This is a genomic window from Lacrimispora xylanisolvens, assembly GCF_002934545.1.
GTDB lineage: Bacteria > Bacillota > Clostridia > Lachnospirales > Lachnospiraceae > Lacrimispora > Lacrimispora xylanisolvens.
In genome coordinates, this window is the sequence record NZ_PTJA01000005.1 from 241,448 (window position 1) to 267,585 (window position 26,138).

The window sequence follows — 26,138 nt, forward strand, 5'->3', positions numbered from 1 at the left end:
TTTATAATAACATATTACTTCCAGTCTTACCAGTCCAGGCCAATGTATTCTATTCATAATATATTACACAAGAAGCTTAAAGAAATTAGAAAATTGAAAAGGAGACCGCAATCTGCAATCTCCTTATTCTCTCTGTTGGAACAACAGAATTCTATTTATTCCTACCAATCCTCCATCCAGTTTAAACATGCCCTAATTTATCTCTTTTTTCTTTTTATATTTTTTCAATTTAATTTAGAAACTATTTTGCTCTACTTAAGCATTCAGTCAGATAATCGGATATAGAATCGTGAATCTTTTCCAATTTATCATACTGCAAACTAAATACCTGACCCTCCTCGTTGCAAATTACTATCAATCCATCAATTCCCTGATTTTCAAGTACAAAGCAATTTACTGGAAACGATGAATTCAGTTCTTTCTCCTGTTTTGTCACTTGGACAACATTAAGATATCCTTCAACGTTTAGTCCAGTCCATTCAGTTCCATAGAAGCTAATCGCTCCATATGCTTTTACGTAGTCAACAAATTCTTCTGGAAAAGATAATCCAAGCTCATTCTGTGCGTCCTTCAGTTGCTTAAAAGAACAACCCTTTGCCTGGTATAGCTTTTCAATTGATTTAATCTTATTTACTATATCACTCATACGCTCGCCTCACTTTCATTTGCTCTTGATTCCCAATGTGAACTTCTCTCATTTCCAAATGCCTGCCTATCAATTTCTGATTCCTTGGTCTTATCATGTAATATTGAATCATTGCCTTTGCCTCTGTGTTCTTCCTGCGTAAGTTCCGCCAAAGGACTATCGGTATGCTGCCCGATATGATGTAATTCGATAACTTTACCATCTTTACTAATTGGTGATAAGCCCTGTTCAGCTCTTTCTTTATTAGTCCTGCCCATTGCATCCTTCTGATTCCAATCAATGTCATCTCTTATTAAGCACTTCTTGCCACCAATCTCTGCTTCTATGAGACCTGCATTTTTATAAATCTCATATTCTTTCATTGAGCCTATAGCATCAATAATTTCATCAGACCAACCTGTTTCTTCCTTAATCTTTACTTTTTCCTCTTGGGTCAGTCCTTCGTGAGTATTTTCATTAGCATCCGTATCGCCTTCAGATGTTTCGCCCTTATTCTCAGAGATCTTGTCCCTTACATTTTCAATGTTCTGTTCCATTTTTTCTCTTAGTTGCTCAGGTGTCAAGTACTTTATATCTTCCAGCTTAGTCATTACTCCATCGCCTGTAGCCTTTATATCCTCAACCGATTTAGAAGCAATCTCATCAATATTACCTTCTGTCATTTGCTTTGCTTTTTCTCCAAGCTGCTTACCTTTATCAACAGCAGCTTCACCGGTCTTCTCAAAAACGTCCTTTGCAACTTTTCCAGCTTCTTTTAATGCAGCAGCAATTTCTATAGCCATCCTCTCATCTCCTGATACAGTTTTGATTTCACATTTGTAATAAATGATTTATCTTCAAATAAAAGAAAATCATTTGTAAGATTAGAAATATCATAACCAGCTGCATATTCAGCCGAGACTAAACATGCAACAATCTCTACAACTCGTGCTTCCGGTTTCTTTTTATAAAATTTCTGCATTATCTTTTCTATATCTACAAGCTTCTCAACGGTTGGAACCCTAATTGTGCTCTCCAACAATTTTATCATCTCATCAGATGGCATTTGGTGATTACTAAACGCACCTGAAATCAGTAAAGAAATAACTTCATCAGTGATACTACTAATTATACAATCTTTTTTATTTACGCCAGGTATCATAGTCATTGACTTGAGCATAATTTTTTTATCCAGATCCTCATTAGCTTTTTCAAGTCCGTTAAATATTTTATCTTTATCAGGCTTATACATCAAACTTATCAGTGTTTTCACAGCCCATACTGACACTTCTTTTGGAAGTTGATTTGATATGATGCTCTTATTGATGTTAAATAGTTTTCCCTCTATATCGCGTTCATAAAGATTGGTATCTGTAATGTTGTTTTTCTTAACCTCATTAATCTTGACAATAACTGGCTGAACCATTCCTTCTTTATGGCAAAGAGCATAGCCCACTTTTTGGTTACCAAGATATATTGCATTTTCTACTTCCACACCTATAGTATTTGCCACTGCCTCTTGATCATCCATAGCTACTATTCTATGTATAATCTTATTTGAAGAATTCTTAATAACATCAGGAGCTAACTTGCTCGGTATCTGTTCTGCGACAATAACTCCCTGACCATATGAGCGCATCTCTGCAAGCATATTAGAGAAGTGCTCTACTGCTTTTCCCTTTGGATTTCCTAAGTCTTCATTATTCTCTGTAGACACATTCTTAAGCAATCTATGTGCTTCTTCAATTACTAATAAATGCTCTAGCCCTTTGACTTCTCCAATTTCCTTCTTAACCTGCCTATATTCATTTACATACAAGATGAGTAGTCCTAATGCAAAAGCCTTATCCGCATCATCGGCTAAGCCTTCCAACTCAAGAACAGTATTTTTTCCAAGCAGGTCGTCGAAATTCATTATATCGTAGGTATTAAACATAAATCCTTTTGCACCAACGCATAAACTATCAATTCTTGCCTTAATAGCGCTTCGGATATTTCCCTTTACCTCTCCCTCATATGACATTTCGTTTTCGATGTAATAATCAACTTCATTTTTCAAATCCTGCATCATTGGAAAGAGATACTTATGGGCTTTTACCGCATACTTATCTTTTACTTCGTTTTCATTGAAAATACTAAGTCCACCATTTCCACCTGTCAAACATGGGTGAAACCCTAATGTTAAATTCCATCCTTTCTTGGTATAAATGTTATATAAACACTTTTCCAATATATAAGGCATTGGACCATAGAATGCAAATGAAGCGCAAAATAGGTCTTTCAGCAAATCTATATGCTGCTGAGGACTAATTCCAGGTAATATGTAAAATGGATTTAACTTCAAACAGTTAATCTCCGGACGTCCCAATGTAAACACTTCGACCTCTTTCGTTAAATTACGATATTCCTTCTTTGCTGGTTCTATTACCAAAAAAGGCTTATCCACTGCTTCAAGAATTCCTTTTACAGTATTAGTCTTACCGCTACCAGTAATTCCACAAACAAATGTATGTTTATTAAGATCCTCCTCACTAAGACCAAACTGAACATTTGGCAAAGGTCTCTCATACTCACATACTTTTCCAATAGATATATCTGAGTTATCAATCTTACTATTGATCGAATACCCCTTTGCTTTCTTTATCTCAAATCCTACGGTATTATCTACTGGAATTGTACATATTCCGCACAATTCTTCTGAAGTAACCAAGCTACACAAAGGACTATTACTTGTGTTTTCAAAGAAACCCTCAGGGATAAGAAGTTGCTGATTATGTATGTTTTTCACTTCGCCCTTATCGCCAAAGCAACTATCCTTATAAGAGAAAACAACTGGCGGCAAGATTTCAGGAACCCCAGATGCCACCTCGCTGTATAAACTTCCTTGTATGATTTTACTAGCGATTTCACTATCAGATGAATAAGTAACTACAGATTCCCACATACCAATACTGCGACCAATCTTCAATCTATCGGTCATTGACTCAGCCATCTTCATAAGTTCCAATGCAAAACCATTCTGAATATCACCTGATATTGATTCACTACTATTTATTGTTTTTGTTACAGCATCACTATACCCATCAGTCACACTATGGGAAGTACCTTTAGTCTTACTTCTGTTAAAGTTGAATTGCTTTCCAACAATTAATCCAATAAGTCCACCGCCTACAGCTCCAACTACCGTTCCCACTCCTGGAATGATAGAACCAATAGCAGCGCCTGCAGCTGCCGTAGGTAAAGCACCTGACATGCTTCCCCCTTTTGTTTTACTTTCTTGTGTTCCATTGCTTTCGTTATGCGTGGCTGTGTGTGTATTGCTCTCCGAATCACCTTTTTGTAAAGAAACTGTTCGTTTTGAGATAGCAAAGCAATCATCCTGTATCTTTATTGCCTGGTTAATTTTATTTTGAATTTCATACTCATCGACAGGCTTACAAAGAACCATAATTGTATAATTTTCGCCATTCAAACTACGCATCAAGGCTGATAAATCCTTATTTTGTAATTCCCCATCAATTTTTAATGCCGGTACACCAGAAATGCAACCAACATATCTATCTTGGTCGTAACCATTTTTATCATCTTTTGATACTATTTTACTATTTGCAAAACTCTCCTGAAATTCGTCGATTTTCATTCCCGGAAGAAGTCCTTCAATAATCTTTTTTACTGTCGTATTACTTGATGTAGGAGCAATTCCAATCACTAAAGACGTTTTTCCTGCATTGCTTACAATTCCATAGCACACTTCCTGCTTAATGGAATATGCCATTGTGTAGAGTTTCTGCATTTTTGCAGCAAAAAAAGGAAACAACTCATCCACTTTGTCAACTGTGCACTCACTTAATCTATAAAATGTAAATGAATTTAATAACTCCAGCGAATTTTCTTTTTCTAGATTGATAGCTGTTTCTTGGCTAATGCTATATGCAGGATAAAAATTTGAAACAAAATCCGCAGTGCATCTTGCGAGCAGCTCTGTATCTTTTTTAAATATGGAGAGCCTTTTATCCTCGTCCATAACGGTTATTTCATTTGCCATCTAAGCCTTCATTCCCTTCTCTAATATAGCGATTTTCTCGTCATAGTATTTTTCTACTGATTCAATCCACAAAAATACAGATTTCTTTATGTCACTAAGATAATTATCTATGATAGCACTAATATCAGTTTTACCAACTTTATTATCATCTTTTAATACAATTGCCATGATTACTGCTATAATTACTGCTATTCCAATTGGAGTCAAACTCTTAAGTGGAATGCTAACAATTCCACCCACCACCACAACTGCTCCACATTTTACCCACTTATCGAATTCTTTTTTGCTTTCTTGGTAGTCAATCTTATCTGGAATATCAAAAACGAATTTACTATTAAGATCCTTCAATATATCTAGCTGGTAAAATGCTGCCTTATTCTCCGCGTTCAAATAAAGTGAACCTGCAAGGGTCTTCTCCATAAGCATATTGTATGTACTGGACAAAATCATTTTACTTTCCGGAGTAAACTTATTAACCGTTGTTATCGTGATTTTGTTAATCACTTGCTTATCAGACATTCCAGAAGATATGCTCTTTCTTGCATCTTTTCTTAAACTTTCTATAATCTTGTCAATATAGTTCTCAATTTTCTTTTTATCATTACTCTGCAACATAATTTTTAAGTTCTCCTTTCAGCTCTCCTAGTGTTCCTAATCCATGCTGAATACCTTTGATTTTGCCTTCCAAATCTTCAATGTTTACTCGAATATTATCATTGTTTTTCTGATCCTCTAACAACTTTTGATATTCATCCTCCAGTTCCTGTTTATGCATTGTAAGTTGCGCTTTGTATATTTCCGTACACTTATTCACATAATTCACAACGTTATCTGTCATCTTAGGAATTATTTCATCGTTCAATCTGTCACTAATGCTGTTTGACACAAGTTTTACGTGCTCTTTCAAATGATGATATGGTACTCTTTCAACCGATTTGAATGTCAATCCACTTTCAACATCTTTATACCCTGAGGTTTGTTCTTTTGCTTCTTCATCGATATTCTCAAAATCCGCCTCTGTAAAATTAGGATTGTATGCTTCAGCAGGAATTTTAGAAGGATCATCAGTGTACTGAATCAACTTCTTGTTACACTCTTCAATAACTCTGTCGGCAATCTCCCTGCGGAACGCTTTAGTCTCATCAATGGCATCAAATGTCATTTTCTTCATTGAGCTAAAAGTTGAATCATTAATTTCGTACTCAGGGAGTTTATTAAAATTTACTAATTTTTCCTCATATACTTCCTTTTTCTTTTCTGCCTCATTCATTATGACACCTTCACCATTGATGTTATCGGTGTATTTTTTATATATCTCATTGATACCTTCATTTATTTTTGAATAAACTTCAGAAATCTCTTTCTTTTTGGTCTTTATCCGATCTTCAAGAGCTTCTGGATCATCAACGCTTTCCTTTGCCTCGTTCAACACTGATGAGTAAACACCCAAATATCTCTGGTATTCTTTTTCCAGGTTTTCTAAGAAATCAATTAACTGAATATAGTTAGCCACGCGAGCAAACTTCTCTAATGCAGCATAGACACTGTAGAAATTTGACATTTCTCCCATTTTTTCTTCAAATACAGACATTCCACCCTTCTTTGCTGCTCTTAACCAGCAGTTACTAGCTGGTGGAAAATTTTCGTCGGACTCATCGAGTTGCTCAAAGAATTCATCAATTGATTCTTCCGTTCCAAGCTCTTTACACATATTCAAGAACAACTGCACCTTACTATCTACACCAATAATTTTTTCAGCTCGGATATCATTTTTATACATAGCTTCTGCCTGTTCTTTTAGGCTCGCATAGTCAGATCCTGAAAGATTTGATTTTCCGGTCAGTACTAAAAATAAAGATTCCTTCTTTCTATCAGTACAATTATTTCTAAGAAAATTCATGAACGATGATGATTCCAATGCCTGTCCATTTAAGGACTTAACAAAAATTATAGCATTTGCATTTTTGATATACTCTTCTGCAATCTTTCCAACATTTCCGCCTGCACCTACACCTGGGCTGTCAATCAATGTAATTCCTTGCATTTCTTCTGGAAGCGGATATGTTATCTCTATCTCTGTGATAATCTTTCCCCATGCATCTCTGTTCTCTCTTATATATGAGATGATTAAGTTATTGTACTCATCCAGGTTCATATTAAAAAGATTATCCTTTGCTTCTGCCTCAAGGAAGGTATCCATAATATGCTTTGGAATTTTACCGCCTTTATACTTAATTAATATCTCATTATTAATTGTTGTTATGGGAATGTTTCTGTATTTATCAGAAATTGCAGCATGATATTTCAGAAAATCGCGTATCTTTTCATAGCCAGTAACAGTTGTTCTTCCGCCTGCAGCCGTCTTAGCAACCAGCTTAAATTCGTCACCACGTTTAATTTTAATTATGGCGCTCGTACACTGTCTGACATCCATAGGAACAACTTCTCTACCAAGATATGCGTTAATAAATGTGGACTTTCCACTTTTTGCCTCTCCTACAATCATCAGATTAAAAACTTCATCCATGATTTTTTTAGCCTGATCAATAATGTTGTCACTTACCTTCTTACCTGAACTTGCACAGGATTTTTTGTATTCCTCATACAAGTTCAATACTTGCTTTTTGTTTTGCTTATAATCTTTAGTTATCATGTTGTGTTTCCTCCACCTATAATAATTTTACTTTTTCACCTTGACTTCTCAGCCACATATCAATTCCCTTTCCAAACACTTCAGCACATACAATATAATTGCCATCCAACTTATCTATTATTTTTGCTGTAGGTAGTCTATCTAGAATAGCATCTATATCTGGACCTGAATATTCAAATTTTATTTTTTGTAGTTTACCTCCATACATAAACTGAATTCTCTTTCTAAATTCACCTTCCTCAAACCGATCCTTATATGGGATTCGATATCGCTCGTTTGTAATTTTTAATTGTTTTATTCTATCAACCCTGTAAATAGTAGGAAAAGCATCATTTATCACATCAAAGTTTTCTCTTACTTTTTCATCCTCAATAAAAGCAGTAAGATAGAAATAATACTCTGAAAATATAATTGCCAATGGTTTCAATTTTCTTGTTTTTACTGTGGTTCCCAGTACTCCCTGGTACTTAATTTCTATATATCTACTCTCTTGTATCGCAGTTCCTATATCCCACAATGTATCTAAGAAAACTGTATGATGCCTTGGCTCAATATAGTGAAATTCTTCATTTTTTATTAATTGTTCGATTAATTTCTGATTGCTCTGTGGAACACAACAATCAATCAGCCTTTGCAATACATCCGTCATTTCATTCTTTGTAAGAGCACGACTATCTAATAAAATTTTACAAATTGCTAACACCTCACTATTTGTAAGTCGCATTTTATATATCTGTTCCAGTCTATATCCTTGACGCCCTCGATCATATATTACAGAATTAATGAAACCATGACTCTCAGCATCCAATTCCAAATAGTTGCGAATATCATCAATATCTCTTTGGATACTTCTTTCATTTACCCCATAACGATTTGCTTCTTCAGCTTTATTCACTATATATCCATTCATCAGACGTGTATATATTCCAAGAGTTCTCTCAACCTTTCCATTCTTTTCATCCATCACTTATCCACCTCCTGTACATAATTATAGTTGCCAGCAAGGACAGTTTCTGTCATTCTAGTTCTTTTTTATATACTTTCTCGATTTAATTCTTTCATCATTAGGTTTCTCAGCGCCTTCTGGTATCGCCCAAGTAGTTCCAAATTTCACTGCACCTTCAATTCTCCCATCGTTGCACAATGTATTGATTCTTCTTTCGCTTATTCCCCACTTCTTTGATACTTCTGAAATTTTCAAATATCCAATCATCTGTTCCACCTCAATAAAAAAAGACACCACAGAAAAACATTCCTGTAATGTCACATTGATAAGTAACTGGTTGACATTTTACAGTCCCTATAGTTATACATTATATGCTTTCACATATTTTACTTTGTAATTCTGATAAAAATATTATATACCGTTGCTCGAACAATATCAATTTTATGTTTTAGCTTTTTTCCAAAATAGTAATTTATTTTGTCGAAAACTTATATATGTACATATACTTCTTATAAAACATCAGATATCATACTGATAGGTGCCTAATCCTTATCATTCAGAAGTATAACTATATCAACTGCTCCGTATCTGTCACAATACCTGCTTTTCTCGGACTTAGTTTTTTGTGTCTGCCTAACTTCCAATTGCTTTACTTTTTGTTCCCTGGTAGCTGTAATCATTGCCCTATTTGTTGCAATGCGTGGTAGTTTTACAAGCGTAATGGATACTGCTTGACTGACTCATGCTATATAAATCAGCACCTTCTTTATATCGTACGAACTTCTTATTTATTTCTTTTCCTCTTACAACTCTAAAATTAGAATCTGCCATAACGCTGTTCTCTTTTCAAACTAAAATACGATTGATATTGTTCGACTACAACGCAAAAAAGGACACCTTTCAAAAAGTCTATTTTTGAAAAGTGTCCTTTAAGTGCAAAAATCTTAAATTGAATTTTATAAGGATGTTTGAAATTATCACTAACTATTTCAAACTATGGACTGTCAATTTACTGTCAATTAACTGTCCTCTAGTAGTTCGACATGCTTCAAACCCTTGATTTTACTGACTTTATTTATCCAAACTTTTCATCGTCGGGAACAACAACACGTCCCTGATCGCATAACTATCCGTAAGCAACATCACAAACCGGTCAATACCAATTCCAATACCGCCAGTCGGTGGCATACCGATCATCAGCGCATTCACGAAGTCTTCATCCATAGAATTCGCTTCATCATCCCCCGCTGCCAGAAGTGCCTCCTGAGCCTTAAATCTCTCAATCTGATCCAGCGGATCATTTAACTCAGAATAAGCATTTGCCATCTCACGTCTTGTAATAAACAGCTCGAACCGCTCTGTATATTCCGGATCGCTTGGCTTTTTCTTTGTAAGAGGTGAAATCTCAACCGGATGATCAATAATGAACGTAGGCTGAATCAGATGCTCCTCTACAAACTCTTCAAACAGAAGGCTTAAAATATCGCCCTTTTTATGTCTTGCTTCGTAAGCTACGTGATACTGATCTGCAAGAGCTTTGGCTTCTTCATCTGTATGAATGGCGGTAAAATCAATATCCTTATATTTCTTCAGAGCGTCAACCATGGAAATACGCTCGAATGGTTTAGACAAATCAATCTCTACTCCGTCATAGGTTACAACCGCTGTGCCAAGCACTTTTAATGCAACCTCACGGAATAAATTCTCCACCAGATCCATCATGCCGTGGTAATCGGTATATGCCTGATAGAGCTCCATCAGTGTAAATTCAGGATTATGTCTGGTATCTACGCCTTCGTTACGGAAAACACGTCCAATTTCATAAACCCGCTCTAAACCGCCTACGATCAGTCTCTTTAAATAAAGTTCCAGAGAGATACGCAGCTTCACGTCCTCATCAAGGGCGTTGTAGTGGGTATCAAAAGGTCTTGCTGCTGCTCCGCCTGCATTGGCCACCAGCATAGGAGTCTCAACCTCCATAAAGCCCTGGGCATCCAGATGATTACGGATCTCCTTAATAATCTGGGAACGCTTCACAAAAGTATCGCGTACTTCCGGATTCATAATTAAATCAACATATCTCTGTCTGTAACGAAGATCGGTATTAGTAAGGCCATGGAACTTCTCAGGCAGAATCTGCAGACTCTTGGTCAGCAGTTCCACGCTTTCCGCATGGATGGAAACCTCTCCTGTCTTAGTGGTAAATGCGGTTCCCTTGATTCCAACGATATCACCGATATCAAGTTTTTTAAATTCTTTATAGGATTCTTCACCAATGCTGTCTCTTGCTACATAGGACTGAATATTACCCTTTAAATCCTGGACATTACAAAAAGAGGCCTTTCCCATAACCCGCTTGGACATCAGACGTCCTGCGATGGAGACTTCTTTGCCTTCCCAGACTTCATAATTTTCTTTGATCTCACTGCTGTGTACGGTAACATCGTACTTTGTAACTTTAAACGGATCTTTTCCTGATTCCTGAAGCTCAGCCAGCTTCTCCCGGCGAACCTTAAGTAAATGGTTTAAATCCTCTTCTACAACCTGATTCTGGTTTTGATTCTGCTGTTCTGCCACTTGTTTTCACTCCTTTGTGAACTATGTTAAGGAAGTACTTTTAAGACACTCTCTGAATCTCAAGTACTTTGTACTGAATGACTCCTGACTGAGTCTCAACGTCAACAACGTCTCCTACTTTTTTACCAATCAGCGCCTGACCTACCGGAGATTCATTGGAAATCTTATTCTGAAGGCTGTTTGCTTCGGTGGATCCAACAATCTTGAATTCCATCTCTTCGTCTTCATCCACATCGTAGACTTTTACTTTACAGCCAATATTAATCTTATCTAAGTCTATTTCATCTTCTACGACTACTTCTGCATTCTTAAGCAGCTTCTCCAGCTCTTCGATACGCAGCTCGATGTCCCTCTGCTCATCTTTGGCAGCATCATACTCTGCATTCTCGGATAAATCACCCTGTTCTCTGGCTTCCTTGATTTTCTGGGCAACTTCTTTTCTTTTGACTACTTTTAAGTTCTGAAGCTCATCTTCGTATCTCTTAAGACCTTCATAGGTTAAAATATTTTTCTTGTCTACCATGGTTTTTTACTTCCTCCTGGTTACTTACTCGCTAAATCACATTCCAGATATTATAGCTTAAACATCTGTAATTGTCAAGATTCGCGTCCCTTTTTCTGGTTACAATGCTCCAATTCTTTCTCGTACAAAACGTCTTAATTCTTCCATTGTTTCGACCTGATTGATATCGTTTCTCAATTTGGCCGAATGGGGAAGTCCGGCAGTATACCACGCCATGTGCTTCCTCATCTCCCGCATGGCAACCGTCTCTCCTTTGTGCTCTGCCTGCATGGTTCCATGACGCAGAATCATCTCGCTGATCTCAGCCGGAGTCGGCGTCTGCAACAGCTCTCCTGTCTCTAAATAATGCAGTGTCCTGGAAAAGATCCAGGGATTTCCTTTTGCACCTCTGGCGATCATGACTCCGTCACAGCCGGTCTGATCGATTAAGGCCCTGGCATCTTCCGGCTTAAAGACATCGCCGTTGCCGATGACAGGAATGGAGACAGCTTCCTTCACCTGCCTGATGATATCCCAGTCCGCAGTTCCGGAATAATACTGCTCCCTGGTTCTGCCGTGGACCGCAATGGCTGCCACGCCGCTGCTTTCTGCCATACGGGCAAATTCCACTGCATTACAGTCTTCCTCTGTAAAGCCTTTTCGAAACTTTACAGTGACCGGCTTTTTCACTGCCTTTACCATGGCAGTCAGGATCTTCTCCGCCAGCTTTATATCTTTCATCAGCGCGGAGCCTTCGCCGTTATTTACAATCTTTGGTACCGGGCAGCCCATGTTCACATCGATTAAGGCAAATGGCCGGGATTCTATGGCAGCTGCCATATTCGCCATGATGTCCGGGTCGGAACCGAAGAGCTGGACACTCACTGGTCCTTCCTGATCGGATACACTTAACAGCTCATTGGTGTTCTTGTTCTTATATAAAATGGCTTTGGCACTGACCATCTCTGTGACCGACAGTCCGCAGCCCTGCTCCCTGCAAAGAAAACGAAATGGCAGGTCCGTAACCCCTGCCATCGGCGCCAGTATCACATTATTGTCAAACGTTACATTTCCTATTCTAAGTTTCAACTGTCTTTTTCTCCGTCTTCTAATTCTTCTCCCAGATAAAAAACACGGTAGTACATCTCAAGGGACTGCAAAAGCTCCCGTTTTTCCCGCTGGTACTGCTTAATCTTTAATACACTTCCAATTTCATCGAACAGATAGTCCTCTTCCGGTGCGGTTACTTTAAATTCCAACGTTCCATCTTCGTTAAACTCCAGAACCAGAACTCCGCCTATATCTTCGGTATAGAGCACACACATGATCTGAAGCTCCTGCCGGATGCTTTCCGGGAGACTTTTAAACTGTTCATTAAAATAATATTTCTGTTCATAAGAATTGGCACCGCACAGCACCACTTTATCTTCAGCCTGCTCCATATCTGTCACCGTTCTTTCTGCCCGACCACGCATTCAAGCATGTTTTGTCCCCCTTCGGATACAAAGCATGCTTTCTGGTGTCGTTATGTTTACCGGTTTATAATTGTACCATACAAAAAAAGAAAAAACAATAGCCTAAAAATCCGTTGTACAGCGTTTTACCAGCCTGCAGGGTACCTTGCAGTTCCGGCTGATATCCGGATCTTTCTCCTGAAGAATCTTCATCATGTTGCTGATTGTTATATTACACAGTTCCTCTACCCGGTTATCAACGCTTGACAGCTCCGGATCACTGCAGATGGAAAGTGCGGAATTGTTAAAGCCTGTAATGCAGATATCCTCCGGTATCTTTAACAGCTTGGCATTTGCATACTTAATTGCTCCCACTGCAAGACCGTCGTCTGTACCGATTACACTGTCAAACCGCAGATCCCTTCGTTCCAGCAGAATATCACGTACGGTGTGGATCCGGTTTTTTACGTACAGCTTTAAGTCTCCTAACACCGGCAGACCATGGCTTTTTAAGGCTAACTCATAGCCGGCAAGCTTCCTTACGGCACTGTAGGAATGAGAATCGCACAGAAAGAGAATTCTGCGGCGGCCTGATTCAATCATCTGACTGGTCACATCATAGGTGATCTGATAATCATCTCCATAGGCGCAGTAAATATTCTCACCATCTAAATATCCATTAATTAAAAAGACCGGAACCTGTCTGGCTGCATCAAGCACATACTGTACACGGCTTTCTTCCCCCTCAGCACCTGCATAGGTGGAACCCACCATAATTAACGCGTCAATGCGTTTGGCTAAGAGAAGACTTACATACTTCTCCTTAATTGACTGCTCAAATCCACTGCAACACAGGATACAGTCATAACCGTGTTCATGCATACGGCTTTCTAAATGGGCAACTGCTGTTGCCATATAGGCATCAGATACATCCGGACATAAAATTCCGATGGTCTTCATAGAATCAAGGCCCAGACCCCTGGCGAATACGTTGGGCGTATAGCCGTTTTCCTCCATGATTGCCCTGACTTTTTGTTTTGTTTTTTCACTTACGCGGGGGCTGTCGTTTACCACCCTGGAAACGGTAGCAATGGAAACTCCTGCAAGCTCTGCAATATCATATATGTTCATCCTGGTGTCCCTCTAAACGTCTTCATTATTCACCGCCTGAATGGGAATTCAGACAGACGTTTCCCCTTTTACTGTGTCTGCGTTATTCGTCGCTCTGTTTAGCCAATTCATGGGGGAGCGTAAGCGCTTACACTTATCTCGATTCATTATACATAATATTTCTGTATTACGCAACTGTTATTACCAGGGAAACATGAAAAATGGTGTATGTTTTATCTATATTGTTCCCATAATTAAAAGAAATATGTTTCTTTTATGTTTGCCTATTGACTAAGAGAAAAAAATGGTGTATGTTTTATGTAAGTACTTACATTGCAACTAGATATCGAAACTGGTACTAAGAAAGGAAAGGAAGCTTATGCAGGACTTTATCAAAATTAATTCCGAAGACAACGTGGCAGTCGCATTAAAGCCGCTTGCTTCCGGCAGTGCTGTCGAGGTAGACGGCACAGCGGTTATTCTTCTGGAAGACATCCCACAGGGTCATAAATTTGCCCTGACAGATATACCTGCCGGCTCATCCGTCATCAAATACGGCTGTGCCATCGGCATAGCAAAGGAGAATATTGGGACTGGGGCCTGGATTCACACACACAATTTAAAAACAGGATTAGGGGATTTACTGACTTACACGTACAACAAACAGGAGATCGAAGTTACTCCAACAGAAGAACGCTTTTTTAACGGTTACCGCAGACCCGACGGACGTGTGGGCGTGCGTAACGAAATCTGGATTATTCCAACCGTAGGCTGCGTGAATAAAATCGCGACAGCCATTGAACGTGCCTCTTTAAAACACGTAAAAGGAAGCATCGATGCGGTTGCTGCTTTCCCTCACCCATACGGATGTTCCCAGATGGGCGATGATCAGGAATTTACCAGAACGATTCTGGCAGATTTAATCAATCATCCAAACGCTGGCGGCGTACTGGTACTTGGACTTGGCTGTGAGAACAGCAACATTACCGAATTAAAACGCTATATCGGCGAATACGATGAGCGCAGAGTCAAATTCCTGGTGGCTCAGGAGTCAGAAGACGAGATCTCCGATTCTCTTGAACTCATCGATCAGCTGGCAGAGTATGCAGGAACGTTTCACAGAGAGCCCATCAGCTGCAGCGAGCTGGTAATCGGAATGAAATGCGGCGGTTCCGACGGATTATCCGGAATCACAGCCAATCCTACCGTTGGAGAATTTTCAGATATGCTGGTTTCAAAGGGAGGAACTACGATTCTTACCGAAGTTCCTGAGATGTTTGGTGCAGAAACTCTTCTTATGAACCGCTGCCAGAACGAAGAAACCTTTGAAAAAACTGTTGATTTAATAAATGACTTTAAGAATTATTTTACAAGCCACAATCAGACTATTTATGAGAATCCTTCTCCAGGCAATAAAAAAGGCGGTATTTCCACACTTGAGGACAAGTCCCTGGGATGTGTTCAGAAATCCGGCAGAATGCCTGTGGTTGATGTATTAAAATACGGTGAACCGGTACGCAATAAAGGACTGAACCTTTTAAGCGCTCCAGGCAACGATCTGGTGGCTTCCACAGCTCTTGCTGCATCAGGCGCCCACATCGTTTTATTTACAACCGGACGTGGCACTCCATTTGCATGCCCCGTACCAACCATGAAGATTTCCACCAACTCTGCTCTCAGCCAGAAGAAGAATAACTGGATTGATTTTAACTGCGGAGTGCTTGTGGAAGGAACCGATATGGAGACTCTTAAAAATCAGTTTTTTGACTTTGTAATTGAAGTTGCCTCCGGCAAGATGGTGAAATCGGAAGAAGCAGGTTTCCACGATATGGCCATCTTCAAGCAGGGCGTAACATTATAAAATATTTCTGACAACTTATAAGGAGACAAACGAAATGGAAAAGTTAAGCTACCAGACACTGGAAAAGCTGGATTATGACGGATATTTATTAAAAGATGCACCAGAGCGTGTGCTGCAGTTCGGAGAAGGAAATTTCTTAAGAGCTTTTGTTGATTATTTTATCGATGTTCTCAATGAAAAGACCGGATTTAATTCAAAGGTTGTTTTATGTCAGCCAATCGCTCCTGGTCTGGCTGATATGATCAATGAGCAGGAAGGCCTCTATACCCTCTTCCTCCGCGGCTTTGAAAATGGCCAGAAGGTAAATGACAAGCGTGTCATTTCCTGCGTAAGCAGATGTTTAAATCCCTACAGCGAGTATGAAACCGTTCTTGCCTGTGCAGAAAACCCGGACCTTCGGTTTATTGCCTGCAACACCACTGAGGCTGGAATTACTTATGACCCTTCCTGCCAGTTTACCGATGTACCGGCTGACAGCTATCCTGGAAAGCTGACACAGTTCTTATACAGACGTTTTGAGAAGTTCGGCAAGGAAGCTGGAAAAGGATTTGTAATTCTTTCCTGCGAGCTCATTGATAACAACGGAAAAGAACTGGAAAAATGCGTATTAAGCTATGCAAAACAGTGGAATTTAGGCGATGAGTTCTTAAACTGGATTAAAGCAGAGAATATCTTCTGCTCCACACTGGTTGACCGTATTGTAACCGGCTATCCAAGAAGCGAGGCAGCTGAGATCTGTGAAGAATTAGGCTATATTGACAACATCATCGATACCGGCGAAGTATTTGGCTTCTGGGTAATCGAAGGACCAGACAGCTTAAAGAAAGAACTTCCATTTGAAGAGGCAGGTCTTCCTGTTGTTATCTGCGGAGATCATAAGCCATACAAGCAGAGAAAGGTTCGTATCTTAAACGGTGCTCATACCTCTTTTGTTTTAGGTGCTTATCTGGCTGGTCAGGACATCGTGCGCAACTGTATGGATGATGAAGTGATCTGCGGTTTCATGAACAAGACCATTTACGATGAAATCATTCCTACCTTAACTCTTCCGGAGGAAGAATTAAAGAGCTTTGCAGCTTCTGTAACAGAGCGTTTTAAAAACCCATTTATTGACCATGCGCTGCTGGCTATTTCCTTAAACTCCACTTCCAAATGGAAAGCCCGCGTAATGCCGTCTTTAAAGGGATTTGTAGAGAAGAATCATGGGCTTCCAAGCTGCATCACTGCTTCCTTTGCATTCTACATTGCATTCTATCATGGTACAACACTGACAGAAGACGGACTGACTGCGGTACGTCCTGCTGGTGATACCTATACAGTAAAGGATGATAAGCAGATTCTCCAGTTCTTCTATGACCACAAAGACGAGGATGCAGCTGCTCTTACCCACTCTGTCTGCACAAATACAGAGTTCTGGGGTGAGGATTTAACTGCCATTGAAGGCTTTGAAGCGGCTGTCAGCGGATATTTAAAAGATATCGAAGAAAAGGGCGCTTACGCAGTTATGAAGGAATGTTTATAATCAGGATATAAAAAAGAGCTTTGATTGGTGTAAAACCAGTCAAAGCTCTTTTTTTATCAGGAACTACTGCTTAATTGCAGCTGTAATTTTCAAGAAACTTTCTTGACCACTCTGCATTATCCGGAGTACTGTCCTCGATTGTCATCTGAATGTATGGTTTTTCTTTCTTTGCAAAATTCAGAATTGTATCATATTTCATGACTCCGGTTCCAGGTGCTCCGGAAACCACTTTATCGCCTTCAATGACGAAATCCTTCATATGAAGAACGTCGGTATACTCTCCCAGATCCTCGATGGCTTCCTGAATCACCTTGTCATATTCACTGCTGTTTTCTACAGACAGTAAATTAACCGGATCAAGGATGATTCTTAAATTCGGGGAATTGATTGCTTTTAATACTTTAAGAGCCTGCTTGGAATTGTATACGATATGGCTCCATACCGGTTCGATTGCCATGATTACACCGAATTTTTCTGCACATTCCACAACAGGACGAAAGTTGGTAATAAATGTCTGAAGAGCTTCTTCTGTATGGGATGCCGGCTCAAAACGGTATTCTGGATTGGGGTTTCCTGTCTCGGTTCCCACCACGCTGCAGCCTAAGATGGAAGCAAAACGAAGATGGGCAAAATAACGCTCCTGAATCTTTTTAATCTCTTCCGGATCGGGATGAGCCAGGTTTAAATAGCAGCCTAAAACAGCGATATCCATATGATACTCTCCGAATTTATTCCGAAGATAGGAAGCAAATCCCGGTGTTAAGGCGGAATTCTCCACTGAATGATCATTGATTGTCTTTGTCAGCGCCAGGTGTACACAGGAAAATCCCTGTTCGCTGGCTATTTTTAAACGTTCCTCTATGGTACCTGGTGCCACATCGTGTAATCGAATTCCAATCTGCATTGTACTCTTCTCCTTTAGATCGTTTCGTAATGATTAATATTGCTTAATTCAAATGCTTCCCCTTCCTGTCCGGAAATTTGAACATTTTCACAGATCAGGGTGTCCACATTGCTGATACAAAAGCCTTTTTTGGTGCACTCTCCCACTCCGCTTAACATAGCCGGAGCACCTGACTTCGCCTCTTTCGCAAAGGAAATGGCAACATTCTTAAATTTAATTCGTTCAATCTTCTTTTCTGGAAGACCATAGAGAAAGGAAGCTGCCACATGACAATTAGCCGCTTTTATATTGGTAAAGCTGAATCTGCCGATCTCAGGCGTTCTGTCATCAACCGGAAGGGGTTCCCTGCACTGAACGTATTCTGATTTTCCATCCGGATCACAGAAATAGAAGCCATTGACTACAAACGGGGTCATAACATGATCCATATCAATGTGGTCAAAGGCAATATCCGTAAGTACGGAATCCTTTCCTCGTCCTCTTCTGGTCTTGATCCGCAGGCCTCTGTCTGTATGGCGGAACAGACAGCGTTCTACCAGGATGTTTTTCACACCTGCACCTACTTCACTTCCAATGGTAACGGCTCCGTGACCGTTTTCCATCAGGCACTGGCGAATGGTGATGTTCTCAGAAGGCTTCTTATATCTGCGTCCCATATAGATCTTGCCTGACTTGATGGCAATGCAGTCATCACCCAGGGAAAAATGAAGTCCCAGTATCTCCACATCCTTACAGGATTCCGGATCCAGTCCGTCTGTATTGGGGGAATCTGCCGGATTGCTGATGCTTAAATTTAAAAACTTTAAGTCTTCACTGAAATAAGGATGAAGAACCCAGGTCGGACTGTTTTTTAAAGAAAATCCCTGAAGAGTAATCTTCCTGCATCGTTCCAAAAATACCATACGCGGCCGGAACGCTCCCTTCATCACTCTTACATTGTCCCACCAGTTGTCAAAGGAGGCCTGACCGTTTATGATTCCTCTGCCATAGATTACAACATCTTCCACATCAATACCGGTGATGATGCCTGCAAACATGGGAAGGGGGTTGCCCTCCCAGGTCCCCAGATTATAATCATCTTTTTCATCGTAACTCTCGATCATTCCGGGGAACTTTGGATACTGATACCGGTCAGTCTCTGCAAGGAGCTCCGCTCCCTCAGAAAGTTCAATCTTAATATGGCTCTTTAAAAACAGACTGGTAACCTTGTATTTTCCTGCAGGAATCAGCACTCTTCCGTCTTTGGGACATGCCATAATCGCAGCCTGAATGAAAGGAGTGTCGTTTTGGATTCCGTCTCCAAGAGCGCCGACTTCCCTGACATTGATGGTAACAAATTCATAATCCGTATGGAAATTTACCTCTGCCTTTTCTCCATTTCTTTCCAGAGAAATATTATAGTCCATATCCGGCTTTAAGTCAAACAATGTAAATACAACCTGCTTTGTCTCTCCCCGGTTTTCTCCGTTTACCAGAATCTGGCCCGGAGTATCAAATTCATAGATAGTTTCTGTGATTGTCTCTATGGTTACAGAACGTGCTGTCTGAAATACAACTCTTAATTCCATACTGTTAAACCTCACCTGTAAGTTTTCCTGTGTTATTGTTTTTTCTATTGAAAAAGAGCGCAGCAATTACATACCACGCCCTCTTTTTGATCTTTAACCTTTTACTCCGCCTGCAGCAATACCATCAATGAAGGAATCCTGCGCACAGAAGAATACAATCAGAGAAGGAATAATGGAGATGAGTGACATCGCCAGAATTCTGTTCCACTGAAATCCTACATCACCGTCCATTGACATACGTAAGTAAATGGAGTTTGTATATTTCGGCATGTCGGAAACGTAGATCAGGGGTCCCATAAAGTCATTGGAAGTCCACATAAACTGGAACAATGCAACAGATACCAGTGATGGCTTTAACATGGGAACAATGACATACCATAATGTTTTAATTGAATTACAGCCATCAATCTTAGCTGCCTCTTCCAGCTCTTTTGGCACACCTCTTAAAAACTGAACCAGCATGAATAAGAAGTATGTGTCACCTGCAAATAAAGAAGGGATCACAAGAGGAAGATAGGAATTTGTCCAGCCCCAGTTATTAAACATAATGTACTGAGGTGCATTTAAAACTACCTGAGGAAGGAACAGGGTAGAAATCATAAGAGAAAAGAGAATTGCTTTTCCTTTGAATTCAAACCGTCCAAAACCGTAAGCAGTAATGGTAGCTGATATTACTGTGAAAATAACCTTTGGCACTACGATTTTATAAGTGTTTAAAAGTGATTTAATCAGGTTAATTTTACCGCCGTAATCTACGAAGGCATTGGCATAGCCGTCTGTAACCGGGTTCTTAGGCCAGAACCATGCGCTGGTAAAAATCTCTGAGTTGGTCTTAAAGGTCGCACCTACCATCCAGATCAGGGGATAAACCATAATGAATCCAATTATTACGAGAAGAGTATAACGGACCACTGTACTTATTTTTCTTTTTGTCTCTTTCGTCATGTCATCTACCTCCCGTCTTCATCTGAGTAATATACCCATTTCTTCTGGCTAACAAATGCAACTGCCGTAAATGTCATGACAATCAGGAACAGAATCCAAGCCTGGGCACTTGCGATACCCATCTTATGGCGAAGGAACGCATTGTTGTAAATAAGAATGGAAATCAGTGTGGTTGCACCGTTTGGTCCTCCCTTTGTTACAAGGAAAGGTCCGTTGAATTCCTGGAATGCCTGACATAACTGAGTGATCAGGTTGTAGAAAATAACCGGTGTGATTAACGGAACTGTAATTTTAAAGAACTGGGTCCATTTTCCTGCTCCGTCAATGGATGCAGCCTCGTATAAATCTTCCGATACACCTTTTAATGCTGCAAGGAAAATTACCATGGCTGAACCGAACTGCCATACTCGTAACATAATGATAACGAATAAAGCACCGTTGGCAGATGCCATCCAGTTGATTTTTTCTCCGCCAAATGCAACGACTACCGCATTGATCAGACCATCTGTATTAAATACAGCTCTCCATAAGATGGCAATGGCGATGGAACCACCAAGAATAGAGGGAATATAATAAGCCGTTCTGAAAAAATTAACTCCCTTTAATTTAAAGTTCAGTATATAAGCGATAAATAATGCGAAGGTCAGCTTTAAAGGAACGTCAAAAATCGCATATTTAAAAGTTACCATAAATGCTCTTGTAATATCAGAATCCGTAAAAATCTTATTATAGTTCATCATACCTGTTTTCGTTACGCCATTAAACAGATCGTAATTTGTAAAGCTATAGTACAATGAAGAAGCGAATGGATAAACTTTAAAAAGTATAAATCCAATCAGCCACGGCAGGACAAAGAAGAATCCCGCATTATCAGCCAGGAACTTACGTATACCCTTTGACTTCATACTGCTTATACCTCCTGTTTGTTAAAAATTATATGCTGCGCACAGATCATATCCTTTAAACCTGTACATGTATTATTATCAATCCCCGCAATATTTCTCCATACAAGTTCCCCGAAATTACTGTATTTCTCTTTTTGAAGCACGCCAATATTACATGCTTTCAGAATGGAATAACCAATTTCCATAATTTCAGAAGAATTGGGGAGGTCTTTCATCTTCTCCTTGATTATAACCTTAAACAAATCCCTTAATTCCCTATAATATTCATAGATCTCTTCCGACATCTGAGCAATCGTATCGATCAGTGACACCAGATCATATCCCGTAAACTGCTGTTTATCCCGAAACATGGCCACAATCTCATTATAATGCTCTTTTCTTTTATATCTTGTGTCATACGCTGTTATAAACGGCATAAGCTCCAAAGTCCACTCCGGGGTTTTCATGACATCTTCTATCTTTTGACTGTAACACTCATTACCGGTTTGTTCCAAAGCGAAAAAATAAGCGGAATAATCCTGTGCCGGCAGACTTCCTGCCGTCCCTTCCGGGGCTTCCATACAGCTTAACTGATCTATAACAAATTCTTTGAATGCATCGTCTTTCGTTGCTTCAAACATTTGCACTGCCCCTGTGAGCTGGTATGGTTTTAATGTCTCATTTCTGCATTCCATGACGTTTTGTCTGCCCTTTTCTTTATGGGAGCCGCCATAGGACTATGGCGGCTCGTATGAAATATGAATATCTTATCGTTTTAAAAGACAATTAGTTCTCAAGTGTATCAGTAACACCCTTGATCAGTTCTTTTGCAGCTGCAGCAGAATCCAGCTCTTTGGAGCTTAATTTGCCGAATACTTTGTAGTAAACGCCGTCTGGGTTAGCCTTTAAGTCATTGTGCTCGAATTTAGCATCCAGAGTGAACTTGCTGTAATTCATAACTTTTGTATTTGCTTCAATGGTAAGAGGATCGCCAAGCTTGTTATCCTGAAGGATCTTTAAGCCTGCTGCAGAACAAGGAATACCTCTTTCTGTAGAACCAATCTTAACGCCTTCCGGATCATTTAACAGGAAGTTGATCAGCATAGCTGCTTCTTTTGGATGTTTGGAGTTTGCACCAATTGCAAATGCCATAGAGATCTTTGTAAATCCACCGTTGTTGTCGCCCATCTTAATGAACTCACCAACTACGAATTCCTGACCAGGTTTGTTTACGCTGCCTTCAAGAGCTTTTTTGAACTTGGAAGCTGAGGAATCCCACTCAAAGATACCAGCATACTTTCCATCGATCCATTTTGCATTCTTGTCAAGAGAGTCAGCCATATCGCCGCTGATGGTAGCAAGAGTAGGAATTACATGCTTGTCTTCCAGTCCTGTGATAAAGTCCATACCATCTTTTACTTCTTCTTCTGTGTAGTTGATTGCACCATCTTCTACCCAGTTTTTGCCATACTTGGATTCCAGATAGTAAACCATAAGGATCATACGGTCATATTCGCCAAGTGCCAGTGGATACATATCAGGATCTTTTGCCTTGAAAGCTTCACCAGCTTTGTATAAGGAATCAAGATCTGTAGGAAGTGCAGCACCAACCTCATCAAATGCTGTCTTATTCCAGTAGAACAGACGGCCTGTTAAGGAAATCGGAACTGCCATTAATTTATTATCTACCTTGCAAAGATCAAGGCTCTCTGGTGTAAACTGTTTTAAATCAAGAACATCGGAGTAATCCTCCAGGTTTGCGAAAGACTTTCCGCCCTGGCTGTAGGATTCAATCCAGTTCCAGTTGATCTGCATAACATCAGCAGCATTGCCGCCTAAGATGTTTAAGGACTGTTTCTCTTCCCAGCCGTTCCATGCACCGTATTCAGGAGTTACAGTGATGTTCGGATATTTTGCCTGGAAAGCTTTGATTGCTTCCTCGGTTGCAGCATGTCTTGTGTCGCCGCCCCACCATGAAAATTTCAGTTCTACTGGTTCTGTAGAAGTTGTAGCTCCTGCAGTTGTTGTTTCAGCAGCAGCTGCTTTCGTAGTTTCTGCAGGTGCAGCAGTGGTTGTTTCAGCAGTTTTGCCTGACCCGCATGCAGATAGAGACATTGCCATAACAGTCGCTAACCCCATTGCTGTCCACTGTTTGATTTTTCTCATCTTTTTCTCTCTCCTTTTTCTCTCCCTCATAAATGAGTTCTTTAAAAGTTCCATGTAAATGTTTTCGCATTTTCAATATAGAAATATGTACTTTTGCGTAAGCGCTTACACAACACTTTTTTATTATTATAACACCTATGTCCTTATAATTCATTTCAAATTCGGCACAAAACATTGCATATTTTGACATCCTATGATATTATTTTAGTAGTATTAGCCAAGGAGAATGCAAATAATGAAAGTACTTACTTCATATTCGGAAGGAATTGACCGGTGTTTTGAAAGCCATTACTTTTCCATCGCACATCTGCACAAGGAAAGCAGTGTTTTAAGCATGCACAGCCACCGGTGCTGTGAGTTCTACTTTTCAATCAGCGGCGGACGGACCTTTTTGATTGAAGATAACAATTACCGCATAGAACCTGGCGATTTATTTATGATTAATCCCCGGGAGAAGCATCAGATTCTTCAGATGGATTCGTCCATCCCCCATGAACGGTATGCTGTTTTTATTGATCCGGAGTATTTAAAGACTATTTCCACTGATTATACGGATTTAACCTACTGTTTCACCCACCGGCCGGATAACTTTTCCCACCGGATCCACTTAAACCAGGGTCAGCAGCGGCGGTTTACCTACTATTTTAATAAGCTGGCAGTAGAGGAGGGGTTCGGACACGATGTGGAAGAACGCTCTGCTTTTGCGGAGTTTATGGTGTTTTTAACAAAATGTGCAACAGAAGCAGATATGGGAGAACAGTCAGAAGAACAGAGACAGTATTTTAACAGTAAGGTGGCAGATATTATTACCTATATCCACCATAACATTGATTCTTCCCTGAGCATTGGGGAGATCGCCGCCCATTTTTATTTAAGCACCTCATACCTTTGCAGACTCTTTAAGAAGGGGACAGGTACTACCATCAACTCTTATATTACCACCAGAAGAATTGAACTGGCGCAGACGCTGTTAGCTGGCGGATACAGTGTCAACGAAGTTTACAGCATGTGCGGCTTTAATGATTACAGCAATTTCTTTAAAGCCTTTACAAAGAAAACAGGAATATCACCGAAGAAATTCGCACAAAACAGCTTAAGTTAAAAGGGAATGAGGCGGCCTGCCTCATTCCCTTTTATTTTCTATGACTGATATTCCCATCCGCACCGCTTCATCTCTGTATATGCAAGAAGGAACGGTCCTACACCCTTTGCATCATCTTTTACCACTGGTTCAGACATATAGTACTGGAAGGTTCCGTCTCTTCTGTCTTTCCCGCCCAGACCTGCCACCAGACAGATTCCGCCTAAGCTCATATTTCCTTCTTCCATGTGAAGATATGTTTTACAGATCCCTTCAAATGCTTTTTTTCCGTATTCTGCATAGGACTCAGGCAGATAACCAAGGCGCACGCCTTTTAAGATGGCATAGGAAAAGATTGCGCTTCCGCTGGTTTCCAGATAGTTTTTATCCATTCCTCCCAGATTGACCACCTGATACCACATGCCGCTTGGATCCTGATATTTTAACATGGCATCAATCAGGGACTGGAATGCTTCTTTCATCTGATGCAGCTCGGCCTGCTCCTTGTGATTGTCTTTATCCATGGTATCAAGAAGCGCCATGGAGTACCAGCCCAGTGCTCTCAGCCAGAAATTCTGGGAAAGTCCTGTGACTTTATCACACCAGAACATCTCTCTGGATGAATCATAGGCATGATAATAAAGTCCTGTCTCACTATCCCGCATATGCTTTGTTATATTGGCAAACTGGCTGTAAATATCTTCGCATTTTTTTCTGTCATTGAAGCGGGCCTCGTATTCCATATAAAATGGCTGACACATATAAAGACCGTCGAGCCACACCTGATTGGGATATATATTTTTATGCCAGAAATTACCCTCTTTTGTTCTGGGCATCTTCTCAATCTGGCTGTAAACCAGATCAATTGCCTTTCTGTACTTTTCCTTTCCGGTCAGATCGTAAAGTTCAAACAGGGTTTTTCCTGCATTTACATTATCAATGTTCAGCTCTTCTACATCATATCCCTCAATGGATCCGTCTTCCTTTACACGGTAATCAATAAACGTATCTGCAAATTCCAGATATTTGGAATCCTTTGTAATGGAATACATCTCCAGGATTGCCTTAATCATGCAGCCGTCAATGTAATTCCAGCCGGCTTTCTCTCCCTGAAGAATCTTTTCAATGTTCCAGACCGGACGGTCCGGAGTACTTTTTTCCATTAGTTCATTGATATATCGCTCAATTACATCCATGTTTCGTTTCCTCTCTTTGTTCATGATCAATTATGGTTTTTATCATAGCATGGTTTTTCTGACTTGTCACGGATGAGATTGGCAGGGAATCAATGACTG

At 40.0% G+C, this 26,138-nt stretch carries 22 protein-coding genes and 1 pseudogene; 3 read left to right on the forward strand and 20 right to left on the reverse strand.

Annotation, left to right across the window (positions count from 1 at the left end):
* Window positions 1-241: 241 nt before the first annotated feature.
* From BXY41_RS11505 to BXY41_RS11560, 13 genes and pseudogenes are all read right to left on the reverse strand, one after another.
* Entirely contained in the window at window positions 242-646 is a 405-nt protein-coding gene (locus tag BXY41_RS11505) for an SMI1/KNR4 family protein (RefSeq protein WP_104436983.1), read from the reverse strand.
* On the reverse strand, window positions 643-1,428 hold the full coding sequence (locus BXY41_RS11510) for an HNH/ENDO VII family nuclease (protein WP_207657068.1): 786 nt from the start codon (window positions 1,426-1,428) through the stop codon (window positions 643-645). Before BXY41_RS11510 ends, BXY41_RS11505 begins: the two co-directional genes overlap by 4 nt.
* Window positions 1,419-4,670 (reverse strand): ATP-binding protein, encoded by a 3,252-nt coding sequence (locus BXY41_RS11515; protein WP_104436984.1) that lies wholly within the window; start codon window positions 4,668-4,670, stop codon window positions 1,419-1,421. The genes BXY41_RS11510 and BXY41_RS11515 overlap by 10 nt, the downstream gene beginning before the upstream one ends.
* Entirely contained in the window at window positions 4,671-5,285 is a 615-nt protein-coding gene (locus BXY41_RS11520) for a hypothetical protein (RefSeq protein WP_104436985.1), read from the reverse strand.
* Window positions 5,272-7,323 (reverse strand): dynamin family protein, encoded by a 2,052-nt coding sequence (locus BXY41_RS11525; RefSeq protein WP_104436986.1) that lies wholly within the window; start codon window positions 7,321-7,323, stop codon window positions 5,272-5,274. Before BXY41_RS11525 ends, BXY41_RS11520 begins: the two co-directional genes overlap by 14 nt.
* Window positions 7,324-7,339: 16 nt before the next feature.
* Window positions 7,340-8,287 (reverse strand): helix-turn-helix transcriptional regulator, encoded by a 948-nt coding sequence (locus tag BXY41_RS11530; RefSeq protein WP_104436987.1) that lies wholly within the window; start codon window positions 8,285-8,287, stop codon window positions 7,340-7,342.
* A 57-nt stretch (window positions 8,288-8,344) separates the two neighbouring features.
* Entirely contained in the window at window positions 8,345-8,536 is a 192-nt protein-coding gene (locus BXY41_RS11535; RefSeq protein WP_104436988.1) for a MerR family transcriptional regulator, read from the reverse strand.
* A gap of 417 nt (window positions 8,537-8,953) precedes the next feature.
* Window positions 8,954-9,100 (reverse strand): DUF6462 family protein, encoded by a 147-nt coding sequence (locus BXY41_RS27490; protein ID WP_432765512.1) that lies wholly within the window; start codon window positions 9,098-9,100, stop codon window positions 8,954-8,956.
* 249 nt (window positions 9,101-9,349) lie between these two features.
* Window positions 9,350-10,846, reverse strand: a pseudogene (lysS, locus tag BXY41_RS11540) (lysine--tRNA ligase); the annotation flags it as partial.
* 40 nt (window positions 10,847-10,886) lie between these two features.
* Window positions 10,887-11,369: a transcription elongation factor GreA gene (gene greA, locus BXY41_RS11545; RefSeq protein WP_104436990.1), complete on the reverse strand. Its 483-nt coding sequence runs from the start codon at window positions 11,367-11,369 to the stop codon at window positions 10,887-10,889.
* Window positions 11,370-11,468: 99 nt separating this feature from the next.
* On the reverse strand, window positions 11,469-12,437 hold the full coding sequence (gene dusB, locus BXY41_RS11550) for a tRNA dihydrouridine synthase DusB (protein ID WP_104436991.1): 969 nt from the start codon (window positions 12,435-12,437) through the stop codon (window positions 11,469-11,471).
* Window positions 12,434-12,823 carry a DUF6145 family protein gene (locus tag BXY41_RS11555; RefSeq protein ID WP_242980170.1) on the reverse strand — a complete coding sequence of 130 codons (390 nt, stop codon included), beginning with the start codon at window positions 12,821-12,823 and terminating at the stop codon, window positions 12,434-12,436. Before BXY41_RS11555 ends, dusB begins: the two co-directional genes overlap by 4 nt.
* A 102-nt stretch (window positions 12,824-12,925) precedes the next feature.
* A complete protein-coding gene (locus tag BXY41_RS11560; protein WP_104436992.1) occupies window positions 12,926-13,933 on the reverse strand; it encodes a LacI family DNA-binding transcriptional regulator in 1,008 nt (335 codons plus the stop codon).
* Window positions 13,934-14,291: 358 nt separating this feature from the next.
* Between BXY41_RS11560 and BXY41_RS11565 the strand changes: the two genes are divergently transcribed.
* Window positions 14,292-15,773, forward strand: coding sequence for a UxaA family hydrolase (locus BXY41_RS11565; RefSeq protein ID WP_104436993.1), 1,482 nt, complete (start codon window positions 14,292-14,294; stop codon window positions 15,771-15,773).
* Between the two features lie 34 nt (window positions 15,774-15,807).
* The gene (locus BXY41_RS11570; RefSeq protein ID WP_104436994.1) at window positions 15,808-17,295 is read left to right on the forward strand and encodes a tagaturonate reductase; all 1,488 of its coding nucleotides are present in this window, start codon (window positions 15,808-15,810) and stop codon (window positions 17,293-17,295) included.
* 70 nt (window positions 17,296-17,365) lie between these two features.
* Here BXY41_RS11570 and BXY41_RS11575 read toward each other — a convergent pair whose 3' ends face one another.
* The 6 genes from BXY41_RS11575 to BXY41_RS11600 form a co-directional block, all read right to left on the reverse strand.
* A complete protein-coding gene (locus BXY41_RS11575; protein ID WP_104436995.1) occupies window positions 17,366-18,199 on the reverse strand; it encodes a sugar phosphate isomerase/epimerase family protein in 834 nt (277 codons plus the stop codon).
* A 14-nt stretch (window positions 18,200-18,213) separates the two neighbouring features.
* Complete coding sequence (locus BXY41_RS11580) at window positions 18,214-19,767, reverse strand: glycoside hydrolase family 28 protein (protein WP_104436996.1); 1,554 nt, start codon at window positions 19,765-19,767, stop codon at window positions 18,214-18,216.
* 93 nt (window positions 19,768-19,860) lie between these two features.
* Window positions 19,861-20,712 (reverse strand): carbohydrate ABC transporter permease, encoded by an 852-nt coding sequence (locus tag BXY41_RS11585; RefSeq protein WP_104436997.1) that lies wholly within the window; start codon window positions 20,710-20,712, stop codon window positions 19,861-19,863.
* A 5-nt stretch (window positions 20,713-20,717) separates the two neighbouring features.
* Window positions 20,718-21,617 (reverse strand): carbohydrate ABC transporter permease, encoded by a 900-nt coding sequence (locus tag BXY41_RS11590; protein WP_104436998.1) that lies wholly within the window; start codon window positions 21,615-21,617, stop codon window positions 20,718-20,720.
* 5 nt (window positions 21,618-21,622) lie between these two features.
* Window positions 21,623-22,291, reverse strand: a complete 669-nt coding sequence (locus tag BXY41_RS11595) for a hypothetical protein (protein WP_104436999.1) — start codon at window positions 22,289-22,291, stop codon at window positions 21,623-21,625.
* Window positions 22,292-22,382: 91 nt separating this feature from the next.
* On the reverse strand, window positions 22,383-23,762 hold the full coding sequence (locus BXY41_RS11600) for an ABC transporter substrate-binding protein (RefSeq protein ID WP_104437000.1): 1,380 nt from the start codon (window positions 23,760-23,762) through the stop codon (window positions 22,383-22,385).
* 235 nt (window positions 23,763-23,997) lie between these two features.
* On the opposite strand from BXY41_RS11600, the gene BXY41_RS11605 reads away from it, so the two are divergent.
* Entirely contained in the window at window positions 23,998-24,864 is an 867-nt protein-coding gene (locus BXY41_RS11605; protein ID WP_104437001.1) for a helix-turn-helix domain-containing protein, read from the forward strand.
* A 38-nt stretch (window positions 24,865-24,902) separates the two neighbouring features.
* Here BXY41_RS11605 and BXY41_RS11610 read toward each other — a convergent pair whose 3' ends face one another.
* A complete protein-coding gene (locus BXY41_RS11610) occupies window positions 24,903-26,039 on the reverse strand; it encodes a glycoside hydrolase family 88/105 protein (RefSeq protein WP_104437002.1) in 1,137 nt (378 codons plus the stop codon).
* Window positions 26,040-26,138: the final 99 nt, after the last annotated feature.